11 protein-coding genes and 1 pseudogene are annotated in these 11,998 nt (G+C 41.9%); 3 read left to right on the top strand and 9 right to left on the bottom strand.

The annotated features are described in order from the left end of the window. Window positions 1–746 (bottom strand): annotated as a pseudogene (locus tag Q0257_RS01795) (ferredoxin); the annotation flags it as partial. Between the two features lie 166 nt (window positions 747–912). Here Q0257_RS01795 and selA point away from each other — a divergent pair. The 3 genes from selA to Q0257_RS01780 are packed head-to-tail and all read left to right on the top strand — an operon-like array spanning window position 913 to window position 5,098. Further along, window positions 913–2,520: an L-seryl-tRNA(Sec) selenium transferase gene (selA, locus tag Q0257_RS01790; protein WP_298020830.1), complete on the top strand. Its 1,608-nt coding sequence runs from the start codon at window positions 913–915 to the stop codon at window positions 2,518–2,520. Then, window positions 2,513–4,333: a selenocysteine-specific translation elongation factor gene (selB, locus tag Q0257_RS01785; RefSeq protein WP_298020826.1), complete on the top strand. Its 1,821-nt coding sequence runs from the start codon at window positions 2,513–2,515 to the stop codon at window positions 4,331–4,333. Before selA ends, selB begins: the two co-directional genes overlap by 8 nt. 51 nt (window positions 4,334–4,384) lie before the next feature. Next, window positions 4,385–5,098, top strand: coding sequence for a histidine kinase (locus Q0257_RS01780; protein ID WP_298020823.1), 714 nt, complete (start codon window positions 4,385–4,387; stop codon window positions 5,096–5,098). A 501-nt stretch (window positions 5,099–5,599) separates the two neighbouring features. On the opposite strand, the gene Q0257_RS01775 is transcribed toward Q0257_RS01780, so the two are convergent. The 8 genes from Q0257_RS01775 to Q0257_RS01740 form a co-directional block, all read right to left on the bottom strand. Continuing rightward, a complete protein-coding gene (locus Q0257_RS01775) occupies window positions 5,600–5,749 on the bottom strand; it encodes a hypothetical protein (RefSeq protein WP_298020820.1) in 150 nt (49 codons plus the stop codon). A 141-nt stretch (window positions 5,750–5,890) separates the two neighbouring features. Continuing rightward, a complete protein-coding gene (locus tag Q0257_RS01770; RefSeq protein WP_298020817.1) occupies window positions 5,891–7,561 on the bottom strand; it encodes a spherulation-specific family 4 protein in 1,671 nt (556 codons plus the stop codon). Window positions 7,562–7,689: 128 nt separating this feature from the next. Further along, window positions 7,690–8,046, bottom strand: coding sequence for a 50S ribosomal protein L20 (gene rplT / locus Q0257_RS01765; RefSeq protein ID WP_005871091.1), 357 nt, complete (start codon window positions 8,044–8,046; stop codon window positions 7,690–7,692). Between the two features lie 98 nt (window positions 8,047–8,144). Further along, window positions 8,145–8,336 (bottom strand): 50S ribosomal protein L35, encoded by a 192-nt coding sequence (rpmI, locus tag Q0257_RS01760; RefSeq protein WP_005871089.1) that lies wholly within the window; start codon window positions 8,334–8,336, stop codon window positions 8,145–8,147. 138 nt (window positions 8,337–8,474) lie between these two features. Next, window positions 8,475–9,854, bottom strand: a complete 1,380-nt coding sequence (locus Q0257_RS01755) for a hypothetical protein (RefSeq protein ID WP_298020814.1) — start codon at window positions 9,852–9,854, stop codon at window positions 8,475–8,477. A gap of 8 nt (window positions 9,855–9,862) precedes the next feature. Beyond that, complete coding sequence (locus Q0257_RS01750; RefSeq protein ID WP_298020811.1) at window positions 9,863–10,825, bottom strand: glycosyltransferase family 2 protein; 963 nt, start codon at window positions 10,823–10,825, stop codon at window positions 9,863–9,865. Further along, window positions 10,818–11,750 (bottom strand): glycosyltransferase family 2 protein, encoded by a 933-nt coding sequence (locus tag Q0257_RS01745; RefSeq protein WP_298020808.1) that lies wholly within the window; start codon window positions 11,748–11,750, stop codon window positions 10,818–10,820. The genes Q0257_RS01750 and Q0257_RS01745 overlap by 8 nt, the downstream gene beginning before the upstream one ends. 1 nt (window position 11,751) lies before the next feature. Next, the coding region (locus Q0257_RS01740) for a GtrA family protein (RefSeq protein WP_298020805.1) at window positions 11,752–11,998 on the bottom strand (247 nt) is incomplete at its 5' end.

Here is an 11,998-nt window from a genome sequence, read left to right as displayed (position 1 = left end):
ACGCACGCGCCGCAACCGATGCAGTCGATATGTGAAAATACTAACTCGCGCTTTTCGTCGTTTTTCAAAATCGCCACTGTAGGGCAAACCTCCACGCATGGCGCGCGTAACTCATTTCGCCTGCCTTGATACTGGCAGATCGCAGGATCGAAGATCGTGGAATTCTTATAATGATAAACCGGGCTTTTGGAATTTAAAATTTCTAAAATTTCATCGTCTTTTAGCCCCGAGATCTCGTAGCAGCCGCTTTGTCGTAGCTGATATGGCGCTGCACCGCTAATCAAGAAAAAATCCGCCTCAGTCTCAACCTCATCCCGCTCGCTTAAAATCGTAACCGCAAGATCGCCAATCTCGCCGTAGACGAACTTAATCTCGGCCCTGCTTAACGCGATCACCTTAAATCCGTGCTGCCTAAGTAGCCCCACAAGCCCCTCTCGCGGCTCATCACAGGCAAGAATTACGTTTTTGCCGACGGGCTTTTGATAGTCGCTATCTAGCGCACCGTCAAAGGCGATATCTTTGGCGCGATACAAAATATCTACGTTTTTAGCGATTTGTAGCGGCTCATCTGCGGAATTTTCTATATAAAAATTTATCTCGGGTGCATAAATTTGCGCTTTTAGTTCCGGCGAATTCGCAACGATAAATTCCTCATTTTTCGCCCCCTCTTCATCGCCGCAAATTTCGATATCGTCGCTTAAGACGACATCCTTTAGCCCCGCGGCGTAAAATCCATGTTCTTTCATAATCTATCCTAAATTGATAATTAGGCGGGTTTTACTCTTATTTTCTAAACAGCTTTTAAATTCTGCACTTAAAGTAAATCGAATTTAAATTAATAATTCTATAGATAAAGCAAAATCAAAGCTTTAAATGATAAAATCGCCTAAATTTTAAGGCATCGGGGTCGCAATGCAACAAATCAAACTACCAAAAATCGATAAAATCGCAAACGCACAGGAGTTTCAAAACTGCCTCCGCCCGCAAATCATCAAAATCGCGCAAGAGCTTATTGAACAGGAGCGCCGAAAGGTGCTGCAAGGAGGCGAGCTCGCAAGCGAAAGCGAGATCATCGCGCGCATCAAATCGCGCTACGAAAAATTTCAAAATCTAAGCCTTAAGCCACTCATCAACGCAACCGGCGTCGTGCTGCACACAAACCTCGGCCGCAGCGTCATCAGCGCCGAAATTTTAGCCCGCGCGCAAAAGATCATCACCTCGTATTCAAATTTAGAATACGACCTATCCGAGGGCGCGCGCGGCAACAGATACGACTACATAGCGCTTTTGTGCAGCGAGCTCTTCGGCGCGCAGGACGCGCTCGTGGTCAATAACAACGCTGCGGCGGTATTTTTGGTGCTAAATACCTTCGCGCGCGGACGCGAAGTCGTGGTAAGCCGCGGCGAGCTAGTCGAGATCGGCGGGAGCTTTCGGGTAAGCGAAGTGATGGCAAACTCTGGCGCAAAGCTTGTGGAGATCGGCACTACGAACAAAACCAAGCTAGACGATTACGAGGAAGCGATCAATGAAAACACGGCGATCTTGATGAAGGTGCACCGCTCAAATTTTAAAATTTCGGGCTTCAGCTCTAGCGTAAGCGCTGCGGAAGTTGCGGCTTTGGCGCGAAAAGCGACTCGTAAAAAAGAGGAATTTTTAGCGCTTAGAGCGGCAAGCTTTAAAAATTTAGAAAATCTTTGCGGCAGCTCGTCGGATACGGCGGGCGAAATTCTAAATTCCGCGGCGAACGATTTAAGCTTAGCGGCAGCTTCTGCGAATGCTCTAAATTTAAATAGCGGCGAGCCGTCCGAAAGGAGCGAGCGTTTTCATGGAGACAGTGCGGGCGACAAGAGCGAAATTTCTAAAATTTACCCCGCAAAATTTAGCATGAAAAAAGAGGACAATTTTAACGAGATCATCGACTACTACGATCTTGGAAGCGGCTACGCGAGTGAGCTAGGATTTGGGCTAGGCAAAAGCGAACCATCCATTTTTGAGCTTTTAAAAAGCGGCGTGCGGCTGCTTAGCTTTAGCGGCGACAAGCTTTTCGGCTCCGTGCAGTGCGGCATCATCCTAGGAGATCGGCAGCTCATCGCGCGCCTGCGAAAAAACCAGCTACTGCGAATGCTGCGCGTGGATAAGATCACGCTAAGCCTGCTTGCCGAGACGATCAAGGCGTATATAAATAAAGAATTTCACCTCATCACGACGATAGATCAGATCCATCTGAGCCTGGATGAGCTGCGTGAGCGAGCGGAGCTAGTGCAATCGCACATCAGCGTAAAATCGCAGATCGTGCCTACTACCACCTTCGTAGGCGGCGGCACGATGCCCGGCGCCTCCTACCCTAGCGTCGCGCTTGCGATCTTAGATGGCGCAGATCCGCAGAGTACGCAGGCAAAATTTCGCGCTGCGGGCATAATCGGGCGGATCGAGGATGATAAATTTTTGCTCGATTTCAGATCGATTTTAAAAAGCGACTTGCAAGATTTAATAAAAAAGATCGGAGAAATTTATGAATAGCGTAATCATCGGCACCGCAGGCCACATCGATCACGGAAAGACTGCGTTAATCAAGGCGCTAAACGGCTTTGAGGGCGATAGGATGCCGAGCGAAAAGCAGCGCGGCATCACGATCGATCTTAGCTTTTCGCATCTGCGCTCCGGGAGCACCAACGTCGCATTCATCGACGTACCGGGTCACGAAAATCTAGTAAAAACGATGATTAGCGGCGCGTATGCCTTCGACGCTGCGATGCTAGTAGTCGCCGCGGACGACGGGCTGATGCCGCAAAGCAAAGAGCATATTCAAATTTTATCGCTGCTTGGGGTAAAAAGCGTGATCTTGTGTATCAGCAAGTGCGATCTGGTGGGCGACGCGCGCAAGGCGGAGGTCGCAGCACAGTGCAGGGAATATATCTGCAAATTTAAAGATTTGCAAATTTTAAACACCTTTTTTATCAGCATAAAAGATCCCGCAAGCATCGCCGAGCTGAAAAACTATCTCTTTAATATCAAGCCCGCGCAGCGCCAAGGAGGCGGCGTGGTGCACTACTACATCGACCGCGTCTTTTCGCTCAAGGGGCTCGGCACCATCGTAACGGGTAGCCTCATTAACGGCGCGATTTCAAAGGGCGAAAAGCTTTACAACTGCGATCTGGGTAAAATTTTTAACGTCAAAAGCGTGCAGATACACGATGAGGATACGCCGCTAGCGCAGGCTCCAAACCGCGTCGCGCTGAGCCTTGACGCCAAAACGAGTGAGCTGCAAAAGGGGCAGATCCTAAGCAAAAAAGGTTTTTTCCGCGGCTTTAATGAAGCGGACTGCACCTTTAGCGGCGAAATTTCGCATAATCAAGACGTGCTGTTTTGCGTCGGAAGCAAGCAAAGCGCAGCAAAAGCGCTCATTTTAAAAGAACTTCCTAGCGGCGAGAAGCTCGTGAGCTTTAAATTTGACAAAACGATGTTTTTGAAATTCGGCGAACCCTTCGTCTGCTTGTCAAACTCGCGCGTAATCGGCGGCGGACGCGTGCTAAACGCCGTAGTTGAGCCGCTAAAAAAGCAGAGCAAAGCCGTACTTCTCACCGCGCTTTTGAAGCGAAATTTCACCGAAGCGTTTAAAATTTTAAGCCTCTTTCACAAGCATGGATTCGGGCTATTTTCTGCGTATCAGCGCTTCGGAATGGAGTACGACGAAGCGGTAAAGATCGCGCGCGGCATAGAAGGGACGTATTTTGACGAAGCAAATTTATGCGTTTACGATCTAAGCGCGATCGAGGACGTAAAAAGCCTCATAAAATTTATCGTCTCAAAAAACGACTACGCGATCTTTTCGCCCGCCTCGATCGCCCTAAAGCTCTCGTGGGCTAGCGAAGATCTTGCCGCGCGTGCGCTTAGCGAGCTTGAGCGAGGCGGCATCGTCTCCAAAAAGGGCGGAGTTTACGTAAAATCGGGGGTGGATTTTGACGCGCTCAAACAGAGCCTGGAGAGTAAAATTTTTGATCTCATCAAAAAGGGCGGCATCGCGCCATTAGCGCCGTATAACGTCTATGACGAGCTGGAGATCGACCGCAGTAGCGGCGATGACGCGCTAAAGAAGCTGACCTACGCCAAAAAGGTCGTCCGTCTCGCGCACAATCTCTTCGTCGAGGCTGAAAATTTATCCCTGGCGATCAAGCGCCTTTACGCAATCATCGAAAAAGAGGGCTTCGTAAACGTCACGAACGCCAAAGAGGAGCTTGGACTTAGCAGGAAATTCGTCATCTGCTATCTCGAGTACCTAGATAAAATGGGGAATATCGTTACGATCGACAACAAGCGCTATTTGAAAAAGTAAAAATTTAAAATTTTGCACTACAATGCGCGGAATTTTTTGCAAAGGAAAAAAATGAAAAAAGCTATTTTAACTTCAGTTGCGCTCGCAGCGAGCCTAAACGCGGCTTTAAGCGACAGCGAAATTCTATCTATCTACGGCGGCGCGCCTCAAGGCATCGAAATAAAGGTCGCCGAGCGCATCCCACTTAGCGAGCCAAAGGGCGTTGAGGCGGTCGTTTTAAAAATCTCTCAAGGCAATATGTCGCAAGAGGAGATCATCTTCACCCAAGGCGATCTGATCTTTACCGATATCATCGATCCTAAAAAACGCGTAGTCTATAAGGAGCAGATCAAACAAGACCGCATCGCAGGACAGCTAAGTAAGGTCTTCAAAGCAGAGAGCAAAGACAATATCATCAAGCTAGGAAACGATCCAAAAAAACCTACGATTTTGATGCTGACGGACGCTTTGTGCCCATTCTGCCGCAAAGAGATGGCAAGGATCGAAGAAACGCTAAAAAATAACAATGTCGATATAATCATGACCTCCGTTCACGGCGATGACGGCCACGCAAAATCCGCACTCATCTACAAAGAGATCAAAAATGCTAAAACTGACGAGCAAAAGATAGCGGTTTTTAGAAAATACTACGCCGAAGATAACAAAGCAGGTGCCAAAGACGTAAGCGCTGCCGAGCTAAATGCTGCAAAAGCCCTAGCTGCCAAATATTTCGGTGCGGGGGTAAACTCAGTGCCTTACATCATCGAACTAGACAAGCTAAAATAATCTCTTTTAAATTTTGCGGAGCGATCCGCAAAATTCTACCTCATCGTCTTAGGCTTAGCGATTTTAATTAATCCGGATTTTATAAAATTTTACGAGTAATTGCTTTAGAATTTTTATAATCCCGCCGCCTAGCAAAATCCCTTTATCGAACCAGATTTAAAATTTTAAAATTTCTTTGCATATGGAATTTTAAAATTTAATAATCACGGAATTTAAAGCAGACACAGATCTTTAAAATTTCAGACCACTTTTAAAAGACACGTGCAAAATTCTACAGCAAAATTCCACACTATTTTTATATTGAAAGTAGCATAAAAGCGATAGTGTATGAAATTTAAAAGCGAGAAAATATGCAAGCAAAATCCACGGCCGAAATTTTAAAATTTTAGGCGGAGCTCTAGATAAAATTTAGCCGCAAATTTCATAAAATTTTCGCTTTGCGGCAAAGAGGAATTTGTAATCGTGCTTCAAGCTGCCTATCTTAGGCTACTCCGATTAAAATCAAAACTCCACATCAAAAGCGGCTCTTGCCAGGCTATTTTTGCTCTCGCTTAGCTCGTACGATGCGCTGAGTCCGACGCTTTGAAGGATCTTATATTTCAGTCCGATCGCGCCGTTAAATACGCCGCTAGAATAATCAAGCCCCTCCACGTCGTATCTGTCCGAATACTTTCTGCTTGCATGATACGAATCGCCGCTAAATCGATGCTCGTACTCCGCATTTGCGAATATCTGCAGATCGCCGAAAGCCTTGATCGCGTAAATTCCCGCGGTGCCGTTCGGCGCGGTTTTTTAAGCGGAGCTAAATCTAAGCCTGGAGATCGCATTCTCGTTCACTCTAATCGCTCCAAGCCCCAAATATGGCTTAATGTAGCCGTTTTCAAATAAGAATTTATACCCGGCTCTGGTGCTGAAATCCCAAATTTGCGATTTGTATTTCGCGCCGTGGATAGCGCCGAATCCGTTGTTGGTTTCAAATTTATGATCGTTTGTCGAATAGGTTAAATTTACCGCCAAATCCACATTCTCGCTAAAATCGTATCTGCCCACCAGACCGAACTCGTAGGATTTGATGTTTTCTTTCACGCCGTCAAATTTACCCTCATACCAAGCGTCCGATTTTTGATACCCAAAAATCACGTCCAGCGTAAGATCATCTACTCTCTTGGAGGCTCCGAGTAAAATTCCGTCGCTCTTGTGATCGTATTTGACGCCGCCCGAGCGGTCTTTGTAATCCCCGCCGTAGTTTCCAATCGCGCTTACGTTTACGTTAAACTCCTGCCCGTCGGTATCGGTTAAATTTTTATAAGCGGAATTTCTTGCTAGCTTGGTAAGATCCAGATCGACCTTCGAGCGCGGCATCTCGATGCCTATGCGGTTACCGCCTCTTACGACCTGCGAAAACAAGCTGCCGTTTTTAGGCGTGAAATTATTAATCGCCAGTATCAGCGCTTCAAAATAGGTAGGCAGATCGTCGTATCCGCTAGGATAGGCATTCGTATCGGAGGTGATGAATAGATTTGCCGCGTTGCGCTCGCGAGATAGCCTTATGATCTCGTCGTATTGATCCGGTCTTGCGTTGTATATGACGTGCAAAATTTTAGAGGAATTTGCGGGGTCTTTTTCAAACTCAGAGGTTCTAGGACGATAGTGGTTTATGTAGTCGTCAGCACTCACCTCTTGCAGCATCCAAACGTCCGCATAAGGGGCTATGGCGTCGCGCACGCCCCAGCCGTTGTTTGCCAAAACGAGCATTCCTGGATATTTAGTCTTGATATAATTGTAGATATTCGCCATATAGGTGATAGTTGCGGGATTGTTTTCGGTATTTACCTCGTCGATGAAGTATCCTGCGATATTTTCTCTGCCGTAGAAATTTACGAAATTATCGATATCGGCATAGACTAAATTTAGATTTCTAGTAGAATTTTTGGTATAGGTATAGCCTAAATTTGATATGCCCGCCGCGATATTTCGCTTCATCTGAACGGCGTCTTCATCCCTTCTGACCAGATATTGCGTAGTTTGATCGCCCGGTATCGCCGCCTCGTATGAACCGAAAGCCACATAAGGAACCAGCGCGCCGCCTATATTGGTAATGCCGTTCCAAAACTCGGCATTTACGCCGCTATTGCCCGTCCAGCGAAACGCAGGCATCATAACGCGCTGATTATTAAGCCTGCCCGAATATGAACCCTTTTTGGCAAAGCCTCTTGCATACTCGAGCTTGATACGAAATGAGTTTTCATACTCGTCGCTCGCGGAGCTATCGCTAGCTGCATCGCGCCTGCTTAATTTCGCGCCCAAGCTATCCGCAGCGCTCATTACATCGGAACGGGAAGTGTTGTTGGAAGGTGATTTTTGCGCGTTTGCATAGCTCCAGGAATTCTGCTCGCTCGCATAGCCGAACCCTGCTGCACCGACAAGCGCAAGAGATACGATTTTTTTCAAAGACTTTAGCATTCTGCACCGCCTCAAATAAAATTATCCAAATTCTTAAATTTCGACAAATTTGCGGACGCGCTTTTAAAATTAAAAGCTTTGTCGAAATTTAAAAATTTAGCCGCCCTAAGACGGCCAAATTTTAAAGCTTATTTTAATGCCGCTTTTGCCTTCTTTGCGACGGTTGCGAAAGCTTCGGCGTCGTTCATAGCCATATTTGCTAAAATTTTTCTATCAAGCTCGATGCCCGCTTTTCTAAGTCCGTTTATAAATTTAGAATAGCTGATGTCGTTTAGCCTGCAAGCTGCATTGATGCGCACTATCCAAAGTCTGCGGAAATCGCGTTTTTTCGCGCGTCTGTCACGGAAGGCGTAAACGAGGCTTCTTTCTAGCTGCTCTTTAGCCTTTCTGAAATGTTTGCGTCTTGCGCTATAAAATCCGCGCGCAAGCTTTAGCACCTTGTTGTGACGGCGGCGTCTAACGATGCCCGTTTTTACTCTTGCCATATTAATCCTTTCTTAATCGGCGTCCCTTTGGGGATCTTGCCCTAAAATCCATAAATTTAGGGGAGTTTGAATGACTTTCGTCAAAAACTAACTTCGCACTATTTGCAAAGCATTTTTTTAACCGCAGATACGTTCGTAGAATCGACGTATTGGGCCTCGCGCAAATTCCTCTTGCGTTTTTGAGACATCTTCGTCAAAATATGGCTGCGAAACGCTGAGCCTCTTTTGATCTTGTTTTTGCCCGCTTTAAAACGCTTGACGGCACCGCGCACGCTTTTCATCTTTGGCATGGTCGTCCTTTTTTTAAAGTGAACGGGAAGTATATAATAAAGTTTCTTTGAAAAATTTGAATTTTAGCAAAATTTATGAAAATACAAAATGCTACATCGAGATTGATATAATTATTACTCATAGCAATATTTTCAGATTTATATCGTTTGTATAAATTTAAGCAATTGGATAAAAGTTTTCCTTTTTAATACAATTAAAACTATAAAACTTACTATTATTAAGCAAAACGCATAGATGCCAGGCAATATATGAGATATAGCAATAAAGCAAACACCACAAAAAAATTCCGCACCAATATTGCAAAAATTTACACTTTTTATAAATTTTTTCAGACCATAACTCAATGCGATATATTTGGCAAAAAGAGATAAAAACAGGCAAAACATTATGGTAAATATATCATTGCAAAAATATACAATAAATCCAATAAATACTGAAAATATAATCAAAGAAATTAAATTTATACGAAGCATTTGTCCTTCTTTGCGTAATGCCTTAAAATATGAATTAGTAAGAAGGAGCGTCTTACCTTCGCATAGCAATATCGTAAAAATTATCGGCATATAATTTAAAACATCCGCATATTTAGGTAGCCAAGCGCCCAGTAGAACTTCTACAGGATATGCAAATAGAAATAAAAATACAAATATGATTGATAGTCCATCATCTAAAATTTTAAAAATTTCGTTTTGTTCGCAAGCTTTTTTAGTTCGTAATATCGGGAATAAGATCGCCGAGAATGCATTGATAAAAAATAGAGCAAAATTTAGTAACGACAATATAAGTGAAATTTTGCCAAATAAAACGATGCTAAATTTCCATGCAATCATAGATCTTGCAATAAATATTAAAAATATATTACAAAGCGCAGAGATTGTTAATTTTATACCTATTCGCATATTTTTATATATATAAAATAAGCTATCTGTAAAAGGAGCCATCTTTACTTTAAAAAGATCCCTACATAAAAAACAAATATAAACAAGCGATATAAATCTGGCAAAAATAAATGAAAATATTAAAAATTTAGCTTTATCGAAATCCACGAAATAAACTGCTGCTATAGATGATAAGACAAAAATTCTTTCTATAAACAAAACGAGTATTGACTTTTTTATCTCATTTACACTTTGCAAAAGATTATATAGAAATGATCTTGGTACTGTGATAGCGCCCGAAATAGCAATATATAAAAATAACCTTTTATCGAATGAAAACGCACAAACCGTAAAAAATATAATTAGGCATTCTAGAATATATAAAATCTCCATCGTACAAATTTGGGTTTTTAGAGTTCTTTTAGAAATAAATTCATATCGCCTACCGCCATATCTTAGATATATACCATCAGATAGTCCAAAATGTAAAAATTCTACGTAATTAGCAAAAAATATAAATAATTGATAGTATCCAAAGCCTTCTAAAGATAAAAGCTTTGGTAGAACTAAGATCGATACTGCGGATACAAACGCAAAAAATATCTGCGCTAGCGCCATATATGAAATTTTAGATAGCAAATTCCGTCCTAAATCGTCTTTTGCATAAATTTAACTATTAAAAGGCCTAGCTTTTTTGGTATCCACATCGCGCTAACCGTGAATATCCAAAAAGAGGGGAATTTCTTATAAATTTTATATAAATTGCGAAAGCAGTTTTCGTTCCTAACTGCAGAAAGGCCGTTTCGTATCCTAATTATATTGGCGGGATAATAATATATTAAAAGCCTTTTTCTAAAAATTTCAAGCACGAAATCTGCGTCAAAATTCTTTTCAATAGCGCTTAGGGTATCATTTAAATTTGTACCAAATACCTCCGAAAAATTATATCTTCCACTATTAAACTGTCTTGCTGCATAAATTTTATCAAACACCACGACTTGCTTATTAGACAAAATCGCGCAGGCGATATTCCAATAAAGCTGCACGAGATTGTTATTTGCTATTGCGTCTAAATCGATTCTATCAAATAAACTTTTATTTACTATATTAGAAGTTATAAAAGTTAAATTAGTATGGGCTTCTTTTATAAACTCCGCTTTATTATCATCATAAATTTTAAAATTATTAAATTCTTTAAATTCTACCGGCTTAATTTTGTCTATGAAATTTTGTGCCTTTAAATGAATGATACCGAATTCCGAAGAAGAATCTAGTATCTGCATTAAATATTTAATAGTATCATCAAATACCAAATCATCATCGCCGAATATCCATATATATTTTCCGCGCGACAAAGAAATCGCTTTTTTGAAATTATTATCTGGACCAGTATTTTCACTATTTTTTATATATTTTACAAGTCTGAAATCAATATATTTTTTTGCAATATCCGAAGTTTTATCGCTGGAAGCATTATCTAAAATTAAAATTTCAATATCTCTTCGCTCGCTTTTATACACGCTTTTGCATAGACTATTTAGACTTTTATCTAAGAATTTTGCTCTATTATAAGTCGGTACTGCAATGCTTAAAAAAATATCCTCAGTCAAAATTTATTCTTTCTTTTTCAAATACCAATGGGCGATTCAACACTTGTGTATAAATTGCCCCGATATATTCGCCTATTATACCGATAAAAAACAAAATTCCAGATGAAACGAATGAAAAAAGTATGATAAGAGGCGCGATGCCCACGCTCATCTCGTCCCAATAAATTAGCTTAAGTATAAAATACACAAGTCCTACTATTATACTTAAAATGCCCGTTATCATACCTATAAAGGTTGCAAGCCGAAGTGGTACTTTGGAATTGCAGATTATACCGAGTATCCCCATATCATAAAGCGTGTAGAAGTTATTTTTGGTAACTCCTTTAATTCTTACCGGTTGATCGTATGGGATCTTAGCTACCTTATAACCGGCTTCCGCGAGCATTCCTCGAAAAAACGGATACGGATCACGCATCTGTCTAAGAGCCGCGATGACCTTTTTATCAAAAAGTCCAAAGCCGGTAAAATTCTTAAAAATTTCGATCTCAGATAGTTTTGATAAGAGCTCGTAATAACACTCTCTGATTTTAAACATCACGCCGCGCTCCTCGCTATCTCGCTTAATAGCCAAAACCAAGTCGTTGCCCTCTTGCCATTTTTCTATAAACTGCGCAATCATCTCGGGCGGATCTTGCAAATCGGCTACGATAGAGATAACAGCATCTCCGTCTGCACCCAAAAGCGCATAGGTTGGTGATTTAATATGACCAAAGTTTCTGGAATTTACGATGATCTTTAAATTTTTATCATCCTTTGCTAGGCGTTTTAAAATTTCAACCGTTCTATCAGTCGAAGCATTATCGATAAATATATGCTCGTAGGCATACTCCGGAAATTCGCCCATAACTTTTTTTACGCGCGCATAGACCTCCTCTACGTTTTCCTCCTCATTAAAGCAGGCGGTAACTATACTGATCTTTTTCATATCATCTCCTAAAGACGAAAAATTTATTTAACAAAAATGACACCGCGGCCAGCGGGATCAAAAGCACAAAACCGTTTATATACATATTATCAAATCCAAGCCACTTGAAAAGCCATAGAAAAAATATATTTAAAAAATAAGTAATGATGTAAACTAGTATAAATCTAAATATCAGACCGTTATCACTGCTACCGAATACCAGCTTGCCTATAGTTTTAAAGTTAAACAATACGCCTAGTATCGTAGAA

The sequence above is a fragment of the uncultured Campylobacter sp. genome (assembly GCF_938018035.1).
Lineage (GTDB): Bacteria > Campylobacterota > Campylobacteria > Campylobacterales > Campylobacteraceae > Campylobacter_B.
The sequence above is the reverse complement of the archived record's forward strand: the minus strand, read 5'-3'. Positions and strand labels throughout refer to the sequence as shown.